This is a genomic window from Microbacterium sp. M1A1_1b, assembly GCF_053345565.1.
On the sequence record NZ_JBKFAJ010000004.1, the window covers coordinates 311,266 to 334,313 of the forward strand.

23 protein-coding genes are annotated in these 23,048 nt (G+C 71.6%); 15 read left to right on the forward strand and 8 right to left on the reverse strand.

The features are described from left to right. Positions 1-21: 21 nt before the first annotated feature. The 6 genes from ACLBWP_RS12060 to glmM all read left to right on the forward strand — a co-directional run bounded on the left by ACLBWP_RS12060 (position 22) and on the right by glmM (position 7,485). Entirely contained in the window at positions 22-972 is a 951-nt protein-coding gene (locus tag ACLBWP_RS12060; RefSeq protein WP_447655368.1) for a tRNA pseudouridine synthase A, read from the forward strand. Beyond that, on the forward strand, positions 969-1,715 hold the full coding sequence (locus ACLBWP_RS12065) for an MBL fold metallo-hydrolase (RefSeq protein WP_447655369.1): 747 nt from the start codon (positions 969-971) through the stop codon (positions 1,713-1,715). The genes ACLBWP_RS12060 and ACLBWP_RS12065 overlap by 4 nt, the downstream gene beginning before the upstream one ends. 108 nt (positions 1,716-1,823) lie before the next feature. Further along, positions 1,824-4,880, forward strand: a complete 3,057-nt coding sequence (locus ACLBWP_RS12070) for an ExeM/NucH family extracellular endonuclease (RefSeq protein ID WP_447655370.1) — start codon at positions 1,824-1,826, stop codon at positions 4,878-4,880. Positions 4,881-5,117: 237 nt separating this feature from the next. Continuing rightward, positions 5,118-5,564: a 50S ribosomal protein L13 gene (gene rplM / locus ACLBWP_RS12075; RefSeq protein ID WP_243564017.1), complete on the forward strand. Its 447-nt coding sequence runs from the start codon at positions 5,118-5,120 to the stop codon at positions 5,562-5,564. A 39-nt stretch (positions 5,565-5,603) separates the two neighbouring features. Further along, positions 5,604-6,089 (forward strand): 30S ribosomal protein S9, encoded by a 486-nt coding sequence (rpsI, locus tag ACLBWP_RS12080; protein WP_243564016.1) that lies wholly within the window; start codon positions 5,604-5,606, stop codon positions 6,087-6,089. Between the two features lie 22 nt (positions 6,090-6,111). Further along, on the forward strand, positions 6,112-7,485 hold the full coding sequence (gene glmM / locus ACLBWP_RS12085; protein WP_243564015.1) for a phosphoglucosamine mutase: 1,374 nt from the start codon (positions 6,112-6,114) through the stop codon (positions 7,483-7,485). Positions 7,486-7,602: 117 nt separating this feature from the next. Here glmM and coaA read toward each other — a convergent pair whose 3' ends face one another. The 3 genes from coaA to ACLBWP_RS12100 all read right to left on the reverse strand — a co-directional run bounded on the left by coaA (position 7,603) and on the right by ACLBWP_RS12100 (position 10,343). Beyond that, positions 7,603-8,547 carry a type I pantothenate kinase gene (gene coaA / locus ACLBWP_RS12090; RefSeq protein ID WP_243564014.1) on the reverse strand — a complete coding sequence of 315 codons (945 nt, stop codon included), beginning with the start codon at positions 8,545-8,547 and terminating at the stop codon, positions 7,603-7,605. Positions 8,548-8,659: 112 nt separating this feature from the next. Continuing rightward, the gene (locus ACLBWP_RS12095; RefSeq protein WP_243564013.1) at positions 8,660-9,145 is read right to left on the reverse strand and encodes a glutathione peroxidase; all 486 of its coding nucleotides are present in this window, start codon (positions 9,143-9,145) and stop codon (positions 8,660-8,662) included. A gap of 10 nt (positions 9,146-9,155) precedes the next feature. Further along, positions 9,156-10,343: an ATP-binding protein gene (locus tag ACLBWP_RS12100; RefSeq protein WP_243564012.1), complete on the reverse strand. Its 1,188-nt coding sequence runs from the start codon at positions 10,341-10,343 to the stop codon at positions 9,156-9,158. A 125-nt stretch (positions 10,344-10,468) separates the two neighbouring features. On the opposite strand from ACLBWP_RS12100, the gene glmS reads away from it, so the two are divergent. The 5 genes from glmS to tsaE are packed head-to-tail and all read left to right on the forward strand — an operon-like array spanning position 10,469 to position 15,461. Next, the gene (glmS, locus tag ACLBWP_RS12105; protein WP_243564011.1) at positions 10,469-12,316 is read left to right on the forward strand and encodes a glutamine--fructose-6-phosphate transaminase (isomerizing); all 1,848 of its coding nucleotides are present in this window, start codon (positions 10,469-10,471) and stop codon (positions 12,314-12,316) included. A gap of 7 nt (positions 12,317-12,323) precedes the next feature. After that, positions 12,324-12,704: a holo-ACP synthase gene (locus ACLBWP_RS12110; protein WP_243564010.1), complete on the forward strand. Its 381-nt coding sequence runs from the start codon at positions 12,324-12,326 to the stop codon at positions 12,702-12,704. Then, complete coding sequence (alr, locus tag ACLBWP_RS12115) at positions 12,701-13,804, forward strand: alanine racemase (protein WP_243564009.1); 1,104 nt, start codon at positions 12,701-12,703, stop codon at positions 13,802-13,804. The genes ACLBWP_RS12110 and alr (ACLBWP_RS12115) overlap by 4 nt, the downstream gene beginning before the upstream one ends. Further along, positions 13,801-14,964, forward strand: coding sequence for an alanine racemase (gene alr / locus ACLBWP_RS12120; protein ID WP_243564008.1), 1,164 nt, complete (start codon positions 13,801-13,803; stop codon positions 14,962-14,964). The genes alr (ACLBWP_RS12115) and alr (ACLBWP_RS12120) overlap by 4 nt, the downstream gene beginning before the upstream one ends. Next, positions 14,961-15,461: a tRNA (adenosine(37)-N6)-threonylcarbamoyltransferase complex ATPase subunit type 1 TsaE gene (tsaE, locus tag ACLBWP_RS12125; RefSeq protein ID WP_308221911.1), complete on the forward strand. Its 501-nt coding sequence runs from the start codon at positions 14,961-14,963 to the stop codon at positions 15,459-15,461. Before alr (ACLBWP_RS12120) ends, tsaE begins: the two co-directional genes overlap by 4 nt. On the opposite strand, the gene ACLBWP_RS12130 is transcribed toward tsaE, so the two are convergent. The 5 genes from ACLBWP_RS12130 to ACLBWP_RS12150 all read right to left on the reverse strand — a co-directional run bounded on the left by ACLBWP_RS12130 (position 15,458) and on the right by ACLBWP_RS12150 (position 19,731). After that, on the reverse strand, positions 15,458-16,126 hold the full coding sequence (locus tag ACLBWP_RS12130) for a response regulator (RefSeq protein WP_243564007.1): 669 nt from the start codon (positions 16,124-16,126) through the stop codon (positions 15,458-15,460). The two genes, tsaE and ACLBWP_RS12130, sit on opposite strands and share 4 nt — an antisense overlap. Then, positions 16,123-17,394, reverse strand: coding sequence for a sensor histidine kinase (locus tag ACLBWP_RS12135; RefSeq protein WP_243564006.1), 1,272 nt, complete (start codon positions 17,392-17,394; stop codon positions 16,123-16,125). Before ACLBWP_RS12135 ends, ACLBWP_RS12130 begins: the two co-directional genes overlap by 4 nt. Beyond that, on the reverse strand, positions 17,381-18,310 hold the full coding sequence (locus ACLBWP_RS12140; protein WP_243564005.1) for a CPBP family intramembrane glutamic endopeptidase: 930 nt from the start codon (positions 18,308-18,310) through the stop codon (positions 17,381-17,383). The genes ACLBWP_RS12135 and ACLBWP_RS12140 overlap by 14 nt, the downstream gene beginning before the upstream one ends. A gap of 135 nt (positions 18,311-18,445) precedes the next feature. Next, complete coding sequence (locus ACLBWP_RS12145; protein WP_243564004.1) at positions 18,446-18,922, reverse strand: NAD(+)--rifampin ADP-ribosyltransferase; 477 nt, start codon at positions 18,920-18,922, stop codon at positions 18,446-18,448. Positions 18,923-18,975: 53 nt separating this feature from the next. Next, entirely contained in the window at positions 18,976-19,731 is a 756-nt protein-coding gene (locus ACLBWP_RS12150; protein WP_243564003.1) for a glycoside hydrolase family 16 protein, read from the reverse strand. A 241-nt stretch (positions 19,732-19,972) separates the two neighbouring features. Here ACLBWP_RS12150 and tsaB point away from each other — a divergent pair, with 241 nt between their 5' ends. From tsaB to ACLBWP_RS12170, 4 genes are all read left to right on the forward strand, one after another. After that, positions 19,973-20,587, forward strand: a complete 615-nt coding sequence (gene tsaB, locus ACLBWP_RS12155; protein WP_243564002.1) for a tRNA (adenosine(37)-N6)-threonylcarbamoyltransferase complex dimerization subunit type 1 TsaB — start codon at positions 19,973-19,975, stop codon at positions 20,585-20,587. Beyond that, positions 20,584-21,108 (forward strand): ribosomal protein S18-alanine N-acetyltransferase, encoded by a 525-nt coding sequence (gene rimI / locus ACLBWP_RS12160; RefSeq protein ID WP_243564001.1) that lies wholly within the window; start codon positions 20,584-20,586, stop codon positions 21,106-21,108. The genes tsaB and rimI overlap by 4 nt, the downstream gene beginning before the upstream one ends. Continuing rightward, positions 21,101-22,150 (forward strand): tRNA (adenosine(37)-N6)-threonylcarbamoyltransferase complex transferase subunit TsaD, encoded by a 1,050-nt coding sequence (gene tsaD / locus ACLBWP_RS12165; RefSeq protein ID WP_243564000.1) that lies wholly within the window; start codon positions 21,101-21,103, stop codon positions 22,148-22,150. The genes rimI and tsaD overlap by 8 nt, the downstream gene beginning before the upstream one ends. 67 nt (positions 22,151-22,217) lie before the next feature. Beyond that, positions 22,218-22,988: a DUF4190 domain-containing protein gene (locus tag ACLBWP_RS12170; RefSeq protein ID WP_243563999.1), complete on the forward strand. Its 771-nt coding sequence runs from the start codon at positions 22,218-22,220 to the stop codon at positions 22,986-22,988. Positions 22,989-23,048: the final 60 nt, after the last annotated feature.

A 23,048-nucleotide genomic window follows, 5' to 3' on the forward strand; every position in this document is an offset into this window, starting at 1 on the left:
TGACATCGGTACCGTTGCAGCGTGAGTGAAGGAACCGTGCGGCTGCGGCTCGACGTCGCCTACGACGGCGCTGCGTTCTCCGGGTGGGCCCGCCAGCCCGGGCTGGCCACCGTGCAGGGCGTGCTCGAGGCCGCACTCGCGACCGTCTTCACCCGCTGGGGAGCGCCGCCGCAGCTGACGGTCGCCGGCCGGACCGACGCCGGAGTCCACGCCACCGGGCAGGTCGCGCACCTGGACCTCGACGCATCGCAGTGGGCAGCCCTCAGTGCCCCGAAGCGAGGGGCAGGGCGCTCGCCGCTGGACGGACTGGTCAAGCGGCTCAACGGGCTGGCCGGCGCTGCCGGGGACGTCGTCGTCACGGGGGCGTCCGTCGCACCGGACGGGTTCGACGCCCGGTTCTCGCCGCTGTGGCGTCGCTACGAGTACCGGGTCGCGGACGCCGACGCCCCCCACGATCCACGTCGACGCGGGCACACGCTCTGGTACCCGGGGCGTCTGGACCCGGCGGCGATGGAGCGCGGTGCGCTGACGCTGCTGGGGCTGCACGACTTCGCGGCGTTCTGCAAGCCGCGTGAGGGCGCGACGACCATCCGGACGCTCCAGCAGTTCCGCTGGGACCGCGAGCCGGACGGCGTGCTGGTGGCGAGCCTCCAGGCCGACGCGTTCTGCCACTCCATGGTGCGCGCGATGGTGGGGGCGACCATCGCGGTCGGCGAGGGGCGCTTCGGGGCCGAGCGTCTCGAGGAACTCCGCGTGGCGGGGGAGCGGACGAGCGCGTTCACGGTCGCACCGGCGAAGGGGCTGACCCTGACCGAGGTCGGGTACCCGCCCGACGACGAGCTCGCGGCGCGGGCGGACCAGACCCGTGCGCGTCGAGCGACGCCGACCGGCTCGGAGCCTGCCGGCTCGGCGCCTGCCGGTTCCGGGCCCGTCAGCGCGGCGCCCTCCGGCTCGGATACCGTCGAGGGATGAGCTCCCGCGAACCCCGGTCCGTCGTCTCCGTCGCTCCCGGAGTGGTCTTCGTCGAGGGTCCCGTGTCGAACTGGGTCGTCCTGGCAGAAGAGGACGGTGTCGCGCTGATCGACGCCGGGTACCCCGCCGACACCGAACTCGTGCTCGACACCGTGCGCTACGCCGGACACGAGCTGGGCGACCTGCGCCGCATCTACGTCACCCACGGGCACGTCGACCACGTGGGCGGCATCCCGGGCATCCTCGAGCTGTTCCCGCACGTCGAGGTCCTGGCACACGCGTCCGAACTCGACAACGTCCGCGGACCGTCGCGCCAGCAGGTCACCCCGGCCGAGATCGGTGGGCGGCTCGCGTCGCCCCGCGTGCTGCGCTGGCTGGGGCGGGCCGTGCGGTCGGACGCCCTGCGACCGGTCACGGTGCCGTCTGCGCGAGCGTTCACCGGACACGACTTCGAGGGCCGGGCCATCACGCCGTTCCCGGCGCCGGGGCACACCGACGGCTCGACGACCTACCTGCTGCCCGCCGCGGACGCGATCGTGACCGGCGACGCCGTCGTGTCGCACCACGACACCCAGCCCGGGTCGTGGAGCCCCCGCCCGCGGATGATCACGCCGTTCTTCACGCACGACCAGGCGCTCGCGCTCGAGTCGGCGCGGGCGCTGCCGATCCCCGAGATCATGCTGCCGGGGCACGGGCCCGCGGTGCACCGGGTCGGGCGGGAGTGGGTGCCGGTCCGGTCGTGACGGTCGTCGGGGCGGCGTCGGGTGCAATGGTTCACCTGGCCGAAACCTGAATGACCCCGCAGATCTGTACGGTCTGAGGGTTCCCCGCCCCCGACCCAGAAGGTCAGCATGCCCACGAACGTCCGGCGCACCCTGCTGTGCGCCACGGTCGCAGCGACACTCCTCGCCGCACCACTCGCCACCGCCACCACCGCCAGCGCGAACACCGCGGGCAACGGTCTCGTCATCAGCGAGGCGTACCTGAAGGGCGGCAGCGCGAACCAGCCGTTCACGAACAAGTTCGTCGAGATCGCGAACCCCACGGACACGGCCGTCGCGGTCGACGGGTGGTCGCTGCAGTACCGCTCCGCCACGTCGGTCGCGGCGTCGAGCACCGTCGTCCCGCTGACCGGCTCGGTGCCCGCGCACGGCACGTACCTGGTGCAGGGCAGTTCGAACGGCACGACCGGTGCGGCCCTGCCGACGCCGGACGCGATGTCGTCGCTGAACGCGTCGGGCTCGAACGGCACGCTCGTGCTCTCCGACCAGGCGACCGCCCTGGCACTCCCGGCCGGCACCGTCGCCGCGGGGACCGCCGGCGTCGTCGACGTGCTGGGCTACGGCACGTCGAACACGTTCGAGACCGCCGCCGCGACGACCGGCACGGCGAACAGCGTGGCCGACGCCCTGGTCCGGGCTGCCGGCACCACGGACACCGACGACAACGCGACGGACTTCTCGCTGAGCACGACGATCACACCGCAGAACGCGAAGGGCGAGACGGCAGCGCCGAGCGACCCGGGCACGCCGACGGACCCGGGCACGCCGACCGACCCGGGCGCTCCCACCCAGGCCGTCACCATCGCGCAGCTGCAGGGCACGACCGACACCTCGCCGTACGTCGGCAAGACCGTCGTCACGTCCGGCGTGGTCACCGCGGTCTACGCCACGGGCGGCTTCAACGGCTACACGGTGCAGACACCGGGTACGGGCGGCGCGGTCGACCTGGCGACGCACACCGCGAGCGACGCCGTGTTCGTCTACTCGGCTGCCACGGCCGGCTCGGTGCACGCGGGCGACCACGTCGAGCTCACCGGGACCGTGTCCGAGTTCTCCGGGCTGACCGAGCTGACCGTCGCCGCGGGTGGCGTGACGATGCTGACCGACACGGTGCCGGCACCGCAGCCCGCCGCGGTCGCGTTCCCGTCGACCGACGCCCAGCGCGAGTCGCTCGAGAGCATGCTCGTCGCACCGCAGGGCGACTACACCGTCGCGGACAACTACACGACGAACCAGTACGGCGAGATCGTCCTGGCCACCGGCACCAAGCGGCTCATCCAGCCGACCGAGGTCGCCCGTCCCGGGTCCCCGGCCGCGCTCGCCGTCGCCGCGGACAACGCCGCACGCAAGGTCACGCTCGACGACGGTGGCAGCACGAACTTCCTGTCGAAGGCGAACCAGTCCATCCCGGTCTCGTGGCTGACGAACGACGCCCCCGTCACGGTCGGCGCCGCCGCGTCCTTCACGAAGCCCGTCGTCCTGGACTACCGCAACAACGCGTGGAAGTTCCAGCCGACCGCACCGATCACCGGCGCGACCCCGAAGGCCGACCTGCCCACGACGTTCTCGAACGTCCGCACGACGAAGCCGGCCGACGTCGGCGGTGACGTCAAGCTGGCCGGGTTCAACGTCCTGAACTACTTCCCGACCACCGGCGACCAGCTGACGGGCTGCTCGTACTACACGGACCGCGACGGTGACCCCGTGACGGTGAACTCGGGCTGCGACGCCCGCGGTGCCGCCGACCAGCAGGACTTCCAGCGCCAGCAGGTCAAGATCGTCAAGGCGATCAACGGGCTGGGCGCCGACGTGGTCTCACTCGAGGAGATCGAGAACTCCCGCGAGTTCGGCCAGGACCGCGACGCGGCCGTCGCCACCCTGGTCGGCGCGCTGAACGCCGCGACCGGCAGTGACACGTGGGCGTACGTCCCGTCCCCCAAGACGCTGCCCGCCAGCGAGGACGTCATCCGTCTCGCCCTCATCTACAAGAAGGCCCGCGTCGCACCGACGGGCGAGTCGACGATCCTGCTCGACGCCGCGTTCACGAACGCCCGCCAGCCGGTCGCAGATGCCTTCCGGCCCGTCGGCGGCACCGCGGACGACGAGTTCCTGGTGATCGCGAACCACTTCAAGTCGAAGGGCTCCGGCACCGGCGAGAACGCCGACCAGGGCGACGGCCAGGGTGCCTCGAACGCCGACCGTGTGCGCCAGGCGAAGGCACTCGTGACCTTCTCTGCCGACATGCAGCAGCAGTACGGCACCGACAAGGTCTTCATGCTCGGCGACTTCAACGCCTACAGCAAGGAGGACCCGATGGTCGTGCTCGACGACGCCGGGTACACGGACCTGGGCCCGACGGAGGACGCCTCGGAGTGGTCCTACGTGTTCAGCGGCCTGAGCGGGTCGCTCGACCACGTGCTCGCCTCGCCCGCCGCACTCGAGACGGTCACCGGCGTGGACATCTGGAACATCAACTCGGTCGAGTCGGTGGGTCTGGAGTACAGCCGCTACAACTCCAACGCCACGAACCTGTACACCGACGACGTGTACCGGGCGAGCGACCACGACCCGATCCTGGTCGGCTTCGACCTGGCCGACGGCGACACCGAGCCCGGCGACGGAGGCACGCCCGGCGACGGAGGCACGCCGGGCGACGGCGGGACGCCGGGCGACGGCGGGACGACCACGCCGGCGCCGGTTGCGCCGTCGGGTTCGTCGTTGACTGATGCGGTGCGTGGGGGGATCACGGCTCCGGTGTCGGCGCGTGCGGGGGAGACCATCACGGTCGGTGTCGGTTCGTCGCACGTCGGCGAGCGGGTGAACGTGTGGTTGTTCTCGGATCCGGTGCTGCTGGGCTCGGAGACGGTCGCGGCGGACGGGACGGTGCGGGTGACGATCCCGGCCGGTACGACGCCGGGTGCGCACCGGTTGGCGGTGACGGCGGCTGACGGCACGCTGATCGGGTGGACGGGCATCCGGATCGACCCGGCCACGGGTGCGGTGACGAGCGGGGACCTGGCGTTCACGGGTGCGCAGCTGGGTGGCGGCATCGCCGCCGCGCTGCTGCTGCTCGCAGCCGGGACGGGCGTGCTCATCGCGCGCCGTCGCCGCGCCAGCGCCGCGTAACCAGGAACGAGACGGGAGGCCCGGTGCCAGCTGGCACCGGGCCTCCCGTCTCGTCAGGTGGCGGCGTTTGACCCGGGCGAGTCGCGTCCGGTAGGATCTCACCTTGGTCTGCGCACCGTTGTGTGCCAGACAGTCAGATGAGCCCTCCACCCCGGAGTTCCGACGGCTTTGCCGCGCAGAACCCGGACCGGAGCGGGATTCACGGACTCCTCACCTCGACACGAAAGCAGCACTCCTGTGACTCGCACGTTCTCACCGAAGCCGGCAGACGTCCAGCACGACTGGATCGTCATCGACGCGACCGACGTCGTCCTCGGCCGTCTCGCCTCGCACGTCGCCGCCCTGCTCCGCGGCAAGCACAAGCCCACCTTCGCCCAGCACATGGACATGGGTGACTACGTCATCATCGTCAACGCGGACAAGGTCGCCCTCACCGGCTCCAAGCTCGCCAAGAAGGTCTACTACCGTCACTCGGGCTACCCGGGCGGCCTGACCGCGACGTCGTACCCGGAGATGCTCGAGAAGCACCCGACCCGCGCCGTCGAGAAGGCGATCCGCGGCATGCTGCCGAAGAACACGCTGGGCCGCGAGCAGCTCAAGAAGCTCAAGGTGTACGCGGGTGCCGAGCACCCCCACGCCGCGCAGCAGCCCAAGACGTACACCTTCGACCAGGTCTCGCAGTAACGCCCGGCCACGACGACTTCCAAGGAACAGAGAAAACTCATGGCTCAGATCGCTGACTCCCTCGACCAGACCCCGGAGAGCTTCACCACGGAGAGCGCACCCGCCGCTGCCGAGGCCGCTCCCCGTCAGATCCTCAACGTCTCCGGCGGTGCCGTCGGGCGCCGCAAGGAGGCAATCGCGCGCGTCCGGCTCGTCCCGGGCTCCGGCACGTTCGTCGTGAACGGCCGCACGCTCGAGGACTACTTCCCGAACAAGCTGCACCAGCAGCTCATCAACGACCCGTTCAAGGTGCTCGAGCTCCTGGGCTCGTACGACGTGACCGCCCGCATCACGGGTGGTGGCCCCTCGGGTCAGGCCGGTGCACTCCGCCTGGCCATCGCGCGCACGCTGAACGAGATCGACCGCGAGAACAACCGCGCGATCCTCAAGAAGGCTGGCTTCCTCACCCGTGACGCTCGCGTCATCGAGCGCAAGAAGGCCGGTCTCAAGAAGGCCCGCAAGGCGTCGCAGTTCTCGAAGCGCTGATCAACCGACGGCGGAGGATGCAATGCCGCGTCTGTTCGGTACCGACGGCGTTCGTGGCCTCGCCAACGGCGAGTTGACGGCCGCGCTCGCACTGGGTCTTGCCCAGGCGAGCGCGGCCGTGCTCACGCACGGACACCATGCGGACGCCCGTCGGGCGTCCGGCCGACCGCGCCCCCGCGCGGTCCTGGCGCGCGACCCGCGCGTCTCCGGTGAGTTCCTGGGTGCCGCTGTGGCGGCCGGGCTCGCCTCCGCCGGCGTCGACGTGCTCGACGCCGGGGTCATCCCCACGCCCGCCGCCGCGTTCCTGGTGGCGGACGTCGACGCCGACTTCGGTGTGATGATCTCCGCTTCGCACAACCCGGCGCCCGACAACGGGATCAAGTTCTTCGCCACGGGCGGCAAGAAGCTCCCCGACGAGGTCGAGGACCGCATCGAGGCCGCCATGCACGACCACTCGGCCCCCACGCCGACGGGCATCGGTGTCGGCCGCATCACCCGGTTCGCTGATGCCGAGGACCGCTACGTCGTGCACCTGCTCGGCACGCTGCCGCACCGGCTGGACGGCATCCACGTGGTGCTCGACTGCGCGAACGGTGCCGCTGCCGGGGTCTCGCCCGAGGTCTTCGTCAACGCCGGAGCCCGCGTGACGCTCATCGGCGCGGACCCGGACGGCTGGAACATCAACGACGGGGTCGGCTCGACCCACATCGACAACCTGTCGCGTGCCGTGCTCGAAGCCGGTGCCGACATCGGGATCGCGCACGACGGTGACGCCGACCGGTGCCTGGCGGTCGACGCGCTGGGCAACGCCATCGACGGCGACCAGATCATGGCGATCCTGGCCCTGTCGCTGCAGGAGCGCGGGCACCTGGTGGCCGACACCCTGGTGGCGACGGTCATGTCGAACCTGGGTCTCAAGCGCGCGATGTCCGACGCGGGCATCACCGTGATCGAGGCCGGCGTCGGTGACCGCTACGTGCTCGAGAAGATGAACGAGGGCGGCTACTCGCTCGGCGGGGAGCAGTCCGGGCACATCATCTTCCAGGAGTACGCCACCACGGGCGACGGCATCCTGACCGGGCTGCACCTGGTCGCCGAGATGGCCCGCACCGGCAAGACGCTGCACGAGCTCGCCGCGTGCATGACGGTCTTCCCGCAGGTGCTGCTCAACGTCAAGGGTGTCGACCGCCACGGGCTCGCCGACCAGGGTGTGCAGGACGCCGTGGCTGCCGCCTCGGCCGCGCTCGGGGACACCGGCCGTGTGCTGCTGCGTCCGTCGGGAACCGAGCCCGTCGTGCGCGTGATGGTCGAGGCCGCCTCGCAGGAGGACGCCCAGCGCATCGCCGAGGAACTCGCCGCGGTCGTCGAGGACCGTCTGGCGCTCGACGCCGCGTAGCTCGGTCCGCTTCGCGCCCGCTGACGAACATCGCGCCCCGTGCAGACGGGGCGCGATGTCGTTGCGGGGGTGCGAACCGCGAGCCCGGCGCCGGGCCCGCGCCCGGGCCCCGCCGCGCTAGATCTTGCGGAGCAGGACCGAGTTGACCGTGTGGTTCGCGCCCTTCTTCAGCACGAGCGTCGCCCGCGAGCGCGTGGGCAGCACGTTCTCGAGCAGGTTGGGCTCGTTGATCGCCCGCCACACCTGGGTCGCCGTCTCGACGGCGTCCTCGCGCGACAGTGACGCGAACCGGTGGAAGAACGAGTCCGGGCTGGCGAAGGCCGCTTCCTGCAGCGCCAGGAACCGGTCGACGTACCAGGACTCGATGTCCTTGGTCTTCGCGTCGACGTAGATCGTGAAGTCGAACAGGTCCGACAGCGCCAGACGCCCGTGCAACGGCGGTGCGAGCACGTTGAGACCCTCGACGATGAGGATGTCCGGCTGCCGCACGACGATCTCGGCGTCGGGCACGATGTCGTAGACCAGGTGCGAGTAGTACGGCGCCCGGACCTCGGTCGCGCCGCTCTTCACCTGGCTGACGAAGCGCAGCAGGGAGCGTCGGTCGTAGGACTCGGGGAAGCCCTTGCGGTCCATGATCCCGCGGCGTTCGAGCTCGGCGTTCGGGTACAGGAACCCGTCGGTCGTCACGAGTTCCACCCGCGGGGTGTCCGGCCAGCGCTTCGTCAGCTCGCGCAGCAGTCGGGCGACGGTGGACTTGCCGACGGCGACGGACCCGGCGACGCCGATCACGAACGGGGTGCGTCCGGCCCGCTCGCCCAGGAACCGGCTGGTCTCGGCGTGCAGGTTCCGCGCGCCGGCGGCGTAGAGCGTGAGCAGCCGCGACAGTGGGAGGTAGACCTCCTGCACCTCGTGGATGTCGAGCCGGTCACCCAGCCCGCGCAGCTGGACGATCTCGCGCTCCGTCAGGGACAGGTGCTCCTTCGGCGCGAGCTGGGACCACTCCGCGCGCGGGATCTCCACGAAGGGGGTGGGGTGCGCGACGGTGGTCTCCGGGATCGGCATGGGATCGAGCGTACAGACGGGAGGCCCGGATCACGTGCGCCGATCGGCGCACGCGATCCGGGCCTCCCGTCCGGAACCGCGGGTCGCGCCGGGCGCGACCGAGGGCGACGGATCAGGCGGGGAGCGCTGCCTCGATGGCGGCGATGACCTCGGGGGCGTCGGGCTTGGTGGTCGGACGGAAGCGGGTGACGGTGCCGTCCGGGGCGACGAGGAACTTCTCGAAGTTCCAGATCACGCGGCCGGCCTTGCCCGCGGCGTCTGGCGTCTGCTTGAGCTCCTTGTACAGCGGGTGTGCGCCGCCGCCGTTGACCTTGACCTTCTCGGACATCGGGAAGGTCACACCCCAGGTGGTGGAGCAGTACTCGTCGATGGCCTCGGACGAGCCGAGCTCCTGCAGGAACTGGTTGCTCGGGAAGCCCAGCACCGTGAAGCCGCGCGGGCCGTAGGTCTTCTGGAGCTCCTCGAGCTGCTCGTACTGCGGTGCGAGTCCGCAGCGCGACGCGACGTTCACCACGAGCACCGCCTTGTCGCCGTACTCGCCGAAGGTGGTCTGCTCGCCGTGCAGCGTGGTGATGGCGATCTCGTCGAAACGTCCCATGGACCGGAACCTAGTCGACCATGTCGAGATCGGCCTGACGACGGACGAACGCGCGCATGTGCGGCACGGTGAAGGCGATCCTGCCGCGCTGCGGTGCGAACACGATTCCCTTGCTGATCAGGCCGTGCCGGGCCTGACTCGTTGCGTTCGCCGCAACGCCGAGCCGCGAGGCCACCGCTCCGGTCGAGGACTCGCCGTCCTCGTCATCGGCCATGGCGACGAGGTACTGCCGTTCGGAGGGCGTCGCACTCGCCCAACGGCCGGGGAAGAACCCGCTGTCGAGTTCTGCGTTGCCACGATCGATCGCGCCCACAGCGTCTGCCTCGGTGATGCGCTTGTCCTCGGCGAGATCCCACGCCGCTGCCCCGTAGGTCTGCAGGAAGTAGGGGTACCCGCCGGCCGCGTCGAGCAGGACGTCGAGGGCACTCGCGTCGAAGGTCACGCCAGCACGTCGCGCCGGGAGCACGAGCGCGTCTGCCGCGGCGCCTGACGGCAACGAGCCGATCTCGCGGTAGTCGAACAGGCGCTCGGCGGAGGACTTCGCGGACGTGAGTGCGCCCGGAACGCTCGGGAGCCCGGCTCCGACCACGACGAACGGCCACCCCCGTTGCCCGGCGCGGTGCTGGACCGTGAGCAACGCCCCCAGGAGCTCGGGTTCGAGGTCCTGGAGTTCGTCGATGAACAGGGCGATCACCCGCTGTTGCTCGCGGAGGGCCGGCGCGAGGTCCTCGATGAGTTCCTCGAGGTCGATCTCGATCACGCCCGTGTCGGCTCGTCCCGATGCTGCGTCGATGTCGATCGAGAACCCGAGCCCGCCGAACTGCACACCGAAGGACTTGACGGTGGCGAGCGCGTCCCGCACCGCGGCGGACATCGCGCGTCCGCGATGCAGTCGCCGGGCAGCGAGCGCGATCTCGCGGGCCAGGCGCCGCCGAGTCGTCTGTCGTCCGGAGTCCGAGGTCTGCCCTTCGACGTCGACGACGAGCCAGCCGGCGCCGTCCGCCTGGATCCGGAACTGGTTGAGCAGCACCGTCTTGCCGACTCCTCGGAGGCCATGGAGCACCAGGCTCCGTCCGGTCTGCCCACGACGCGACCGAGCAACCAGCAGATCGAACGCGTCCACTTCGAGCTGCCGGCCGACGAGCTCGGGTGGACGGAGGCCGGCGCCGGGGGCGTACGGGTTCAACTGGGCGTGCATCTGTCTGATTCTACGTGATTCTGTCTTTCGCGACAGAGTTGTCGAGAAAGCACGAGACCGCACGACCGGTCTCGATCTGGTCTCCTCACAAGGTGGTGGTCGGAGGAGACCATAAGATCGACGCCATGTGTGGAATCGTGGGTTACGTCGGCAGCAACAGCAGCACGGACGTGCTCCTGGGGGGCCTGCGTCGGCTGGAGTACCGCGGGTACGACTCGGCCGGCATCGCGGTGATCGACCCGTCGGGCGACATGACCTCGGCGAAGAAGGCCGGCAAGCTGCAGGCCCTCGTGGACGAGCTCGAGGCGCACCCGATCCACGACGGTGGCACCGGCATCGGTCACACGCGCTGGGCCACACACGGCGGACCGACGGACGAGAACGCGCACCCGCACCTGGCCGACGGCGGCAAGCTCGCGCTCATCCACAACGGCATCATCGAGAACTTCTCGGCGCTGCGCGAGGAACTGGTCGCCGAGGGCGTCGAGTTCCTCAGCGAGACCGACTCCGAGGTCGCCGCGCACCTGGTCGCCCGTGCCTTCCGCGCCACGGGCGACCTGACCACGGCGATGCAGCAGGCCGTGCAGCGACTCGACGGCGCCTTCACGCTGCTGGTCGTGCACGCCGACCAGCCCGGTGTCGTGGTCGGCGCCCGTCGCAACTCGCCGCTGGTGGTGGGGCTTGGCGACGGCGAGAACTTCATGGGCTCCGACGTCGCCGCGTTCGTGGCCTACACGCAGCGGGCGCTGTCGATCGGGCAGGACGAGATCGCGACGATCCGTCCCGACGGCGTCGACGTCATCCACTTCGACGGCACGCGCGCCGACCCGGACGAGTTCGAGGTGAACTGGGACGCCTCGGCCGCGGACAAGGGCGGCTGGTCCTCGTTCATGGCGAAGGAGATCTCGGAAGAGCCCGAGGCCGTCGCCAAGACGGTCCTCGGCCGCGTGCACGACGGTGCGGTCACGCTGACCGACCTCGCGCCGATCGCCGAGCGTCTGCAGCACGTCGACCGCGTGATCGTGATCGCCTGCGGCACCGCGGCGTACGCTGGCATGCTCGGCAAGTACGCCATCGAGCAGTGGGCCCGCGTGCCGGTCGAGGTCGAGCTCGCGCACGAGTTCCGGTACCGCGACCCCGTGCTGAACGAGAACACCCTGGTCGTGTCGATCAGCCAGTCCGGCGAGACGATGGACACGCTCATGGCCGTCAAGTACGCGCGTGAGCAGGGTGCCCAGGTGCTCTCGATCTGCAACACCCAGGGTGCGACGATCCCGCGTGAGTCCGATGCGGTGATCTACACGCACGCCGGCCCCGAGGTCGCCGTCGCATCGACCAAGGCGTTCCTGGCGCAGGGCGTCGCGCTGTACCTGCTGGGGCTGCACCTGGCCACCATCCGCGGCACGATGACGCCCGAGCAGATCGCCGAGCAGGTCGCCGAGCTCGAGGGGCTGCCGGCCAAGCTGCAGCAGACCATCGAGGACGCCTCCGGGGTCGCCGAGCTGGCGAAGTGGATGGCGGACACCCGCAGCGTGCTGTTCCTCGGCCGCCACGTCGGGTACCCGATCGCCCTCGAAGGTGCGTTGAAGCTCAAGGAGCTCGCCTACATCCACGCCGAGGGCTTCGCCGCCGGCGAGCTCAAGCACGGTCCGATCGCACTCATCGAGCCGGGCCAGATCGTCTTCGTCATCGTGCCGTCGCCGCGTGACGCCCGCTCGCTGCACCCGAAGGTCGTGTCGAACATCCAGGAGATCCGCGCGCGCGGTGCCCGGGTCATCGCGATCGCAGAAGAAGGGGACGCCGCCGTGCTGCCCTTCGCCGACGAGGTGCTGCGCATCCCGCTCGCCACGCCGCTCTTCGAGCCGCTGCTGGCCGTCGCGCCGCTGCACATGTTCGGCATGGAGCTCGCCGCCGCCAAGGGACTCGACGTCGACCAGCCACGCAACCTGGCGAAGTCGGTCACCGTCGAGTAGTCGGACCGTGATCATCGGCATCGGTGTCGACGTGGTCGACCTGCAACGCTTCGAGCGGGTGCTGACCCGCACACCCGCCATGCGGACGCGCCTGTTCACCCCGGCGGAGCAGGTGCGCGACGGGGAGCCCCGTCCGGTGGCGTCGCTCGCCGCGCGCTTCGCGGCGAAAGAGGCACTGATCAAGGCGTTCGGGTCGAGTGCGGGGTTGAGCTGGCAGGACCTCGAGGTCGTGTCCGACGACCAGCGGAACCCGTCGCTGACGCTCCGCGGGCAGGCGCAGCAGGTGGCGGGCGCGCGTGGCGTCATGTCCGTGCACCTGTCGCTCTCGCATGATGGTGGGATCGCGACGGCATTCGTCGTCATCGAAGGAGCAGGGGACACGGCTTGAGTGCGTTCACGGGCATCACCCTCGACCGGGAGGCTCTGATCGCCAACTACGCGACGCTCGCCGAACAGGTGGCTCCGTCCGGCGTCATGGCGGTCGTCAAGGCGAACGGGTACGGACACGGTGCGGCTGACGCCGCCCGGGCGTTCGTCGACGCCGGCGCCGACTGGCTCGGCGTCGCCGACATCGACGAGGGGATCGCGCTCCGCCAGGCGGGCATCGACGAGGACGTCCGGATCCTGGCGTGGCTGCACGCGCCCGACGAGGACTTCCGCCGCGCGGCCCAGTTCGGCATCACCCCGGCGGTGTCGAGCGTCGAGCAGCTCTCGAGCGCCGCGGACGCCGAGGTCCCGGCCGTGCACGTCTGCGTCGACACGGGTCTCAGCCGGAACGGCGCGGTGGAGTCCGAGTGGCCCGAGCTGTTCGACCGGGCCGGTGCCCTGGCACGCAGCGGAGCCCGGACCCGCGTCGAGGGGCTCATGTCGCACCTGTCGAACGCCTCGCGCACCGACGACCTCGACCAGGACGCCGGGCTGCAGCGAGCGCTGGACGGCCTGGCGGCGCGTGGCATCCGTCCGGACGTCGTGCACCTCGCTGCCAGTGCGGCGAGCATGGCGCTCCCCGAGACCCGTCGCGACCTGGCCCGGGTCGGGATCGCGCTGTACGGTCTCAGTCCGTTCGCCGACCGCTCGTCGGCCGACCTCGGCCTGCGCCCGGCGATGCGCCTGACGGCATCGGTCCTGCGCACCGTCGACGTCCCGGCCGGCGACGGCGTCAGCTACGGCTACACCTGGCGTGCCCAGACCAACACGCGGCTGGCGGTCATCGGGCTCGGGTACGCCGACGGCCTCGACCGGGCGTTCGGCAACCACGTGTCGGTCCGCATCGGGAACGCACGCTTCGCGGTCGTCGGCCGGGTCGCGATGAACGCCATGCACGTCGACATCGGGGACGCGGACGTGTCCGTCGGCGACGAGGTCGTGCTGTGGGGCGACCCTGCGAACGGCGACCCCGCGGTCGAGGACTGGGCAGCGGCCGTCGGCACCATCAACTACGAGGTCGTCGCCCGGCTCGGGCGGAGCATCGAACGGAGGACGACGTGAGTGCGCGCCTGCGCCAGGCCGTGATCGACCTGGATGCCTACCGCGCCAACCTCGACCTGGTCCGCGAGTGGATGGACCCGGTCGAGCTGATGGCGATCATGAAGGCCGACGCCTACGGGCACGGCCTCGAGCCCATCGCGCTCGCCGCCGTCGATGCCGGCGTCCGGTGGATCGGCGTGCTGACGGTGCCTGCGGCGCTGCGGCTCCGGTCGATCGGTGTGGGCGAGGACGTCCACCTGTTCACGTGGCAGCACGACCCTGCGCTGGACTTCCGCGACGCGATCGACTCCGCGGTCGACCTGGGTGTGTCGAACGTCGCCGAGTTGCAGCGCGTCATCGACGCCGTCGACCACCGACCGGCGCGCGTGCACCTCGGCGTCGACACGGGGCTGCACCGCGACGGCGCCTCGGCGGCCGACTGGCCCGGGCTCGTCGCGCTCGCTCGGGATGCTCAGCGTGCGGGGCGGATCGAGGTCGTGGCGGCGTACACGCACCTGGCCGAGTCGTCGGACCAGGACGACGCCAGCGCGGTGTCGCTGTTCGACCAGGCAGTGGAGCAGGCCGAGGACCTGGGGCTCGACGTGCCGGTCGAGCACGTCGCGGCGTCGCTGGCGGGACTGGAGCGCAAGGAGTACCGCAAGGACATGGTCCGGATGGGTGCCAACCTGTTCGGCATCCCGGGCGCCGACGGTGTGTCGGCAGCCGATCTGGGGCTGGAACCCGTGATGACGCTGACGGCTTCGGTGGCGAAGACCAAGCGGGTGCCGGTGGGCACCGGAGTGTCGTACGACTACACGTACCGCACCGCGACCGAGACGACGCTCGCGCTGGTGCCCGTCGGGTACGCGGACGGTGTCCCGCGGCTGGCGCAGGGTCGGGTCGAGGTCGCGATCGGCGGCACGCGCTACCCGATCGCCGGCCGGGTGGCGATGGACCAGTTCCTGGTGGACGTCGGGGACGACGACGTGCGCGTGGGCGACACCGTCGTGCTGTTCGGCACGGGTGAGCACGACGAGATGACCGTCCTCGAGTGGGGTCAGGCGCTCGACACGATCGGCGAGGAGATCGTCTGCCGGATCGGGCAGCGGGTCCCGCGGGTCTACGAGGGGCACTCCGTCGAGGGCCGCGTCGGCGATCACCTGCGCGGGGAGCACCCGTGACCGTCCTGCTCGACACCTCCGTCGCGACGACTGCGGCGATGGGGGAGCTCGGTGCCCGGCTCGCCCAGGTGCTGCGTGCCGGTGACCTCGTCGTGCTGACGGGGCCGCTCGGGGCCGGCAAGACGACGATGACCCGCGGACTCGGGGCTGCTCTGGGTGCCCGTGGTCAGGTGTCGAGCCCGACGTTCGTGCTCGCACGGACCCATCCCACGACGGCCGGACCCGACCTGGTGCACGTCGATGCCTACCGCTTGAGCGACCCCGTCGAGCTCGACGACCTCGACCTCGACTGGGACGGCGCGATCGTCGTCGTCGAGTGGGGCCGCGGCATGGTCGACGGCATCAGCGACAGCGTGCTCGACGTCGAGATCAGCCGCTCGACCGGTGCCGACGCGGCCGGTGCCGACCAGGACCTCGACCCCGACGACGTGCCCGACGAACCGCGCCGCGTCGTCGTCACGGGTTCGGGCCCGCGCTGGGACCGCGTCTCGCTCTAGTCGTCGGCGGGGCGGACGATGCGGTTCTGGTAGGCCCACACCACGGCTTGCAGCCGTGACCGGACGCCGAGCTTCGGCAGGATCCGGGCGACGTGCGACTTCACCGTCGACAGCTCGACGACGAGCGCCCCGGCGATCTCCTCGTTCGACATGCCCTGCGCCAGCAACAGCAGCACGTCGCGTTCACGGGCGGTGAGCAGGCCGTCCGCGCGGTCCCCCGTCACCGGCTGCAGCTGCCGGCGCTCGACGAACTCCCGCAGGACCCGTCGCGTGAGCTGGTGGTCGATCGTGCCGTTGCCCGCAGCGACCTGCCGCACGGCGTCGATGATCGTGTCCGGGTCGGCGTCCTTGAGCAGGAAGCCGGACGCCCCGGCCTCGAGCGCGCCGAACACCAGGTCGTCCAGGTCGAACGTCGTCAGCATGAGCACGGACACGGCAGGGTCGGCGTCGGGAGCGCAGAGCTGCCGGGCGACCTCGATGCCGTCGACCACCGGCATCCGGATGTCCAGGCAGGCCACGTCCGGACGGGTGCTCCGGGCGAGCGCCAGGGCCTCGGCGCCGTCGCTCGCGACGCCGACCACCTGGATGTCCGGCTCCCCGTCCAGCAGTGCGACGACGCCGGCCCGCACGAGTGCCTGGTCGTCGGCGACGAGCACGCGGATCACGGTGTCGACCCGTCCCGGGGCAGGACGAGTCGCACGTCCCAACCGCCGTCCGACGCGGGGCCGTACGACAGGTCCGCCCCGACCAGGTCCGCGCGCTCCCGCATGCCGACCAGCCCGAACCCGCCCGAGGAGGTCGGCGGCACGGCCGGGTGACCGGTGGACGCGCGTGTCGGTGCGTCGTTGTGGACCACGATCGTGACGCGGTCCGGGGACCGGTCGTCGACCTGGACGGTGCACAGGGCACCCGTGGCGTGCGTGGCGGCGTTGGTCAGGGCCTCCTGGACGGTGCGGTACGCGGCGAGCTGTGCGAGCGGACCGACGCCGGCACCCACCGGAGCCTCGGGGTGGTCCGTCAGGACGGAGTACGCGGCCTCGACGGGTGCCCGGTCGACCAGCGCGGGGATCGTCGCGAAGGTCTCGACCGACCGCTCGGCAGTCGTGTCGTCACGGAGCAGCCCGACCAGGCGGCGCAGGTCGTCGAGGACGGCCGTGCTCTGTGCACGGACCTGCCGGACGCCCGCGTGCGCCTTGTCCGGTTCGGTGTCGATCTGTCGGTCGACCACTCCGGCCATCAGCGCGATGCCGGACAGGTGGTGCGCGGCGATGTCGTGGAGTTCGCGGGCCATCGCCGCCCGTTCACGGGACAGGGTGGCGTCGACCATCGCCTGGTGTTCGGCCACCAGCGCGCGCTGTTCGTCCCGACGGGCGGTGGTGACCTCGCGGCGGGACCGCACCACCAGGGTCGCGAGCAGCGGCAGCGCGATGACGCCCACCGCCTGCAGGAGGCCCTGGCCGACTCCGGCGACGACGGGTGCGCCGTACGCCGTGGACGAGTTCACCGTGACACCGGCGGCCACCAGGACCGCCGCACCACCGAGGGCTGCCCATCGGCTGAGCGGCGGCACGGTGAGCACGAGCAGGACGACCGCGACCCCCACCGGCAGCGCCGACAGGCCGTACAGCGGACCGCTCACCGCCGCCGGCAGGAGCGCGAGCACCGCGGTGGCCACGAGCACGGATCCCGGCATCCGGCGGACCGGCACCAGCGCCGCGGACTGCGCGAGCAGCACGACCAGCAGCAGCCACCACCCACCGGTGCCCTGGTCCCGCCCGAGGGCGGGGACGCCCAGCGAGGCACCGTCCGGGTCGGCGGCGTCGATCGCGGGGAGGGACAGCAGCAGCCCGACGCCGACGATCGCGGTGAGGGTCGCGACGACGACGTCCCGGCGACGGACGGCCGTGTCCGTGCGGGCGTCAGCGCTGGCCATGAGCCGAGTCTAGGGAGGTGCGTACGTCGCGGTCGCCGGTGTACCCGAGCCGGCCGCGCGTGCCGATCACGATCGCCGTCGCTGCCACCGTCGCGCCGACGAACAGGACGAGCACGCCGCGATCGCCGTCGATGCCCGGGAACATGTCGGTCCACAGCACCGAGACGGTGTTGTTCACGCCCACGTGCAGCAGCATCGACAGCGGCAGGCTCTCGCCGGTGCGGTTGAACACCCACGCCATGACGACGTTGAAGGTGATCGTGAAGCCGGCGAAGAGGACCGGGGCCGTCCAGTGCGCGTCCGGCCAGCCGCCCCAGTCGCTGAGGAACAGGGGCATGTGCCAGAGGGCCCAGAGCGGACCGAGCACGGCGGCGGCACCGAGCGGGCCGAAGCGGCGCTGCAGGCGGGGGAGCGCGAAGTCGCGCCACCCGGGCTCCTCGGACAGGCCCGTCGTCACCATCTGCAGGGCCAGCCCGGGGATGATCGTGGCGAGCGCCAGCAGCGACGGTGCACGCATCACACCACCGGATGCGACTGCGCCGGCGGCCACGACGACGAGCGGCACCGCGACCAGGGCGAGCACGTACCAGCGCCACGAGACGCGCCAGCGCCAGAGCCGCCCGACCCAGGTGCGGAGACCGGCACGGCCGTCGGTGGCCGCCGTCACGACGAACGCGGCACCGAGCGGCCCGAGGAGCGCCCCGGGCAGGACCCCGGCGAGCTGGCCGGAGCCGAGCAGTTCCGGGATGTGCAGGTCCCACACGCCCAGGCCGTGCGGGGACAGCACGTAGGGGATCCAGGCGAGCCAGCTGAGGCCGCACGCCAGCACGGCGAACGCGACGAGCGGGTGCCGCTGGACGACGTTCGGGGCGCTCGGGCGCGGGGCCGTCGTCCGCGGGTGGTCGATGGTGGTCATGATGTCCTCCGTCGGGGTGCGGCCGACGTTCGGCCACACATCGACGCTAGGAACCAGCGTTCACCCGGACGACCGGCATCGGGACGAGGTCCCGCACACCATCCCTTCGGATGAGAGCGCGCGCGGACCGCGGGATCAGTTCAGGATCTCCCCGCGCTCGTCAGCGGGCCGGTCGACGATCCGCTCCCGCCACCACTGCAGGGCCTCGGGTGTCAGCCGGGTCCAGTCGGTGACCTCGGCCACCACCCGGACCGGCTCGGTACTGCGGTACGAGCGCGTGGGGTTGCCGGGGAACTTCTTGTCCGTGACGTTCGGGTCGTCCTCGAACGGGCCGGTCGGCTCGACGCGGTACACGTGCGGCGCGACCCCCGCGACCGGCTCGGCGGGGTCGTGCGGCGCGACCGCCTCGGACTCCGCGCTCGCACGGGCGCGCAGCTCGACGGCGAGTTCCGCCGCCATGCCTGCCCCGTCCGGCAGCGCCGTGAAGTACACGTGGCGCATCACCACCTCGGGCCGGTAGTTCGACCGGAACCCCGCGGTCAGCAGATCACCCGCCTGCAGCACCGCGGTGGTGCCGTGGAAGAACGGCCCGTCGTCCTGTACGTCGCCCATGGGCCCCAACCTACGACCGGACCGCCCTGATCCGGAACGGTCCGGGCCACGGGTCAGGGCTGGTACGTGTACGTGGTGATCCAGTCGATGTACAGGTGTCCCGCCTTGCCCCAGTTGCCGGTCTGGAACATGTAGCGGTGCGGGGTCTTCGGGACGTCCTTCGTCACGGTGGCGATGACCCGGTCGTCCAGCAGGTAGCGCACGGACTTCCCCGGGATCCACTCGACCGAGTAGGTGTGCCAGTCGCGCCAGGAGACCCGGGTGGAGACGCTCGTCGCGGTGTCCTCCTTGCCGGCGATCATCGAGTGCTGGTGCAGCATCGGGGACGTCTCGTAGTTCGCCTCCGGGTAGTCGATCTCGCCCTCGGTCCAGTTGTTCGAGGTCGGCCAGAGGATGAACGCCGCACCGTTCGTGTCGCCGCCCACGGCCCGGGCCCGGACGGTGAACTTCCCGCCGACGAACGACCACGCGCCGTTCTTCGTGCCGAAGGTCCCGGCCGCGCCACGCGTGCCGCTGAGTGCGATGTCCATCATCCCGCCCGTGGCGCTGATCTGGGACCCGGACCAGTACTGGCCGTTGCCCATCCCGTCCGGGTAGGGCTGCCACGAGTTGGCGTAGGTCTTCGCGAACGGACCGTTCGCCGCGGCGGCGGTGCTGAAGGACTCGAGGTAGTTCTGCTTGAACTTGCCGATGTTGCCGACCGGCACCCCGGCGGCCTGCGCGGCGCTGCCGTCCGCCAGCGGCGCGGCGATCAGAGCCGAGGTGACGACGAGGGCGACCAACGCCGTCCTGGTGAAGCGCTTGTGCATGAGCGGACACTCCTTGGGATGGAGCCCTCCCGACGGGCTCGTACAAGAGCCTGTCGGTCACCTCTCCGAGTGCGGAAGTGCCGGGGTGTCCCCAGTGGGAGGGCGAACCAGACCGTCTGTCCGCGATCGACCTGTCCATGTACCACGCCGGGTGTCTTCCCAGGCTGACGGCACATTCCCAGCGAACGGGGGACAGGCCACCGGGGGTGATGCGGCCCGAGCGCGCGCCTACGATGGACGGGTGCTGCTCGCGATCGACACCTCCGCCGGGACCTCCGTCGCCGTGGTCGACCCCGCCACCCGCCAGGTCCTGGCCGAACGGTCCACCGAGGACACCCGCCGCCACGCCGAGGTGATCGGCCCGTTCCTGCAGGACGTCCTGTCCGACGCCGGCATCACCGCCGCCGACGTCACGGGCGTCGTCGCCGGCATGGGACCCGGCCCCTTCACGGGTCTGCGCGTCGGCATCGCCGCCGCCCGCACGTTCGCCGCGGCGCGCGGCGTCCCCGTCCATCCCGTCGTCAGCCACGACGCGGTCGCGGCGGCAGCGGCCGACGGCGAGCCGTTCGTCGTCCTCACCGACGCCCGTCGCCGCGAGGTCCACTGGAGCGTCCACGACCAGACCGGCGCACGCACCGCGGGTCCGGGTCTCGCCAGGCCCGCCGACCTGGACGACGTGCTGGGGGCCTCCAGTGGGTTCCGGCGGGTCACCGCCGTCACCATCCCGGCCGGGAGGCTCGGGGTGCTCGCTGCAGACCGGCTCGCCGTGGGTGCGCCCTTCGCCGACGACGCGCCCCTCTACCTCCGCGACCCCGACGTCACCATGCCCGGAGCCCCGAAGCGGGTGGCCCGGTGACCCTGCCCGACGGGCTGCGCCTGCGGCGCGCGCACCCGCAGGACCTGGACGACGTGATGTGGCTCGAGCACGCCTCGTTCCCGACCGATGCCTGGTCGTCGTCGCAGATGTCGGCCGAGCTGTGGTCGCCGCACGGCCACTACGTCGTCGTGGAGACCACCGACGGGCCAGCACCCACGGTCGTCGGGTACGCGGGACTGTCCTCGCTGGCCGGCAACCCCGTCGCCGACGTGCAGACCATCGCCGTCGCCGCCGAGCACCGCGGGTCGGGCATCGGCCGGGCCCTGTTCACCGAGCTGCTGGACGAGGCCCGTCGTCGTGGCGTGCACGAGGTCTTCCTCGAGGTCCGCGCCGACAACCCCGTCGCCCAGGCGATGTACACCGCGTTCGGGTTCGAGCACATCGCCACCCGGCCGCGCTACTACCAACCCGACGGCGTCGACGCCCGGGTGATGCGGCTGGCACTGCCGAGCGCGGCCACCCGACCCGGACCGATCGGACAGGAGGCCGTGGATGGCTGAACCGCTGGTGCTCGGCATCGAGACCTCGTGCGACGAGACCGGCATCGGGATCGTCCGCGGCACGACCCTGCTGGCCAACGTCATCGCCTCGAGCATGGAGGAGCACGCGCGCTACGGCGGGGTCGTGCCCGAGGTCGCGGCCCGTGCCCACCTCGAAGCGATGACGCCCACCCTGGCCCAGGCGCTGGCGCAGGCCGGCGTGACCCTCGACGAGCTCGACGCCGTTGCGGTGACCGCCGGCCCGGGGCTCGCCGGCGCCCTGATGGTCGGGGTCGGCGCCGCGAAGGCGCTCGCCGTGGCCACCGGCAAGCCGCTGTACGGCGTGAACCACCTGGTCGGCCACGTCGGTGCCGACGTGCTGCGTGCCGACGGCAGCGCCCTCGAGCTGCCGACCGTGGCGCTGCTGGTGTCCGGCGGGCACACGTCGCTGCTGCTCGTCCGCGACCTGGTGGGTGACGTCGAGCTGCTCGGTGAGACCATCGACGACGCCGCGGGCGAGGCCTTCGACAAGGTCGCCCGGCTGCTCGGCCTGCCCTACCCGGGCGGGCCGCAGATCGATCGCGCCGCCGCGGACGGGGACCCCACGGCGATCCGGTTCCCCCGGGGCCTGACGCTGCCGAAGGACCTGGCGGCGCACCGGTACGACTTCTCGTTCTCGGGCCTGAAGACCTCGGTCGCCCGGTGGGTCGAACGCTGCCGCGACGAGGGGACCGAGGTGCCCGTCGCCGACGTCGCCGCGTCCTTCCGCGAGGCCGTGGTCGACGTCCTGCTGACCAAGGCACTGAACGCCTGTCGTGACACCGGCGTGCCCCGGCTGCTGCTCGGCGGTGGTGTCGTGGCGAACGCCCGCCTGCGTGCCGTGGCGACCGAGCGCTGCGCGGCCGCCGGGGTCGAGCTGCGGATCCCGCCGCTCGACCTGTGCACGGACAACGGTGCGATGATCGCCGCGGTCGGTGCCCGGCTGGTCGCCGAGGGGCATCCGCCGAGCGACCTCGGCCTGGCAGCGGACTCCACGCTGCCGGTGACGACCGTCCAGGTCTGAACCGGCGGCTGCCGGCTGTGGGAGGATTCCTGTCGACGGCCGCACGGGTCGTCGGGAGGGGTGCAACGTGTCCGATCAGAACCAGTGGCCGAAGCCGGGCGAGCAGCAGCCGGACGGGCAGCGCCCGGATGCGTCGACTCCCGCCCCCGGATCCGCCGCCGAGCCGAACGGGTACGGCCAGAACACCCAGCAGCAGCCGTACGGACAGCAGCAGCCGCAGCAGCCGGCCCAGCCGCAGTACGGGCAGCAGCCGCAGCAGCCGGCCCAGCCGCAGTACGGGGCCCCGCAGAACCCCTCGGCGCCGCAGCCTGGCCAGTACAGCCAGCCGGGTCAGTACGGCCAGCCCGGTCAGTACGACCAGTCGGGCCAGTACGGCCAGTCGGGTCAGTACGGCCAGCAGGGCCAGAACGGTCAGCCCGGCCAGTACGCCCAGCCCGGCCAGTACGCCCAGCAGCCCGGGCAGCAGCAGTACAACCCGTACGCGCAGCAGGGGCAGCAGAACCCCTACGCCGCCTCGGCGTACCAGCCCTACGCCCAGCAGCCCAAGACGAACCTGCTGGCGATCCTGTCGATCGTGTTCGGCCTCGGCGCGATCCCGCTGTTCTTCATCGCGGTCCTGCTCGGTCCGGCCGGGGCGATCCTCGGCCACGTCGCTCTCGGCAAGATCAAGCAGAGCGGCGAACGGGGCCGCGGTCTGGCGCTCACCGGCATCATCGCCGGCTGGGTCATGCTCGGCCTGTGGATCCTGTGGATCGCCGTGGTCGTCTTCGCGATCGGGCAGTCCGCCAACTACTCCGACTACGACTCCGGTTCGAACTCGGGCGCCTTCGTCCTCTGACGGACCGGCCGACGGGCCGGCGAGGCCGACGCGGCACCGTCGACCGCGGCCAACGGCCCG

Coding starts and splice junctions, on each gene's coding strand:
- ACLBWP_RS12065 (WP_447655369.1), top strand. CDS start 969: ATGAGCTCCCGCGAACCCCGGTCCGTCGTCTCCGTCGCTCCCGGAGTG.
- ACLBWP_RS12070 (WP_447655370.1), top strand. CDS start 1,824: ATGCCCACGAACGTCCGGCGCACCCTGCTGTGCGCCACGGTCGCAGCG.
- rpsI (WP_243564016.1), top strand. CDS start 5,604: ATGGCTCAGATCGCTGACTCCCTCGACCAGACCCCGGAGAGCTTCACC.
- glmM (WP_243564015.1), top strand. CDS start 6,112: ATGCCGCGTCTGTTCGGTACCGACGGCGTTCGTGGCCTCGCCAACGGC.
- coaA (WP_243564014.1), bottom strand. CDS start 8,547: ATGCCGATCCCGGAGACCACCGTCGCGCACCCCACCCCCTTCGTGGAG.
- ACLBWP_RS12095 (WP_243564013.1), bottom strand. CDS start 9,145: ATGGGACGTTTCGACGAGATCGCCATCACCACGCTGCACGGCGAGCAG.
- ACLBWP_RS12100 (WP_243564012.1), bottom strand. CDS start 10,343: ATGCACGCCCAGTTGAACCCGTACGCCCCCGGCGCCGGCCTCCGTCCA.
- glmS (WP_243564011.1), top strand. CDS start 10,469: ATGTGTGGAATCGTGGGTTACGTCGGCAGCAACAGCAGCACGGACGTG.
- ACLBWP_RS12135 (WP_243564006.1), bottom strand. CDS start 17,394: ATGGCCAGCGCTGACGCCCGCACGGACACGGCCGTCCGTCGCCGGGAC.
- ACLBWP_RS12140 (WP_243564005.1), bottom strand. CDS start 18,310: ATGACCACCATCGACCACCCGCGGACGACGGCCCCGCGCCCGAGCGCC.
- ACLBWP_RS12145 (WP_243564004.1), bottom strand. CDS start 18,922: ATGGGCGACGTACAGGACGACGGGCCGTTCTTCCACGGCACCACCGCG.
- ACLBWP_RS12150 (WP_243564003.1), bottom strand. CDS start 19,731: ATGCACAAGCGCTTCACCAGGACGGCGTTGGTCGCCCTCGTCGTCACC.
- tsaD (WP_243564000.1), top strand. CDS start 21,101: ATGGCTGAACCGCTGGTGCTCGGCATCGAGACCTCGTGCGACGAGACC.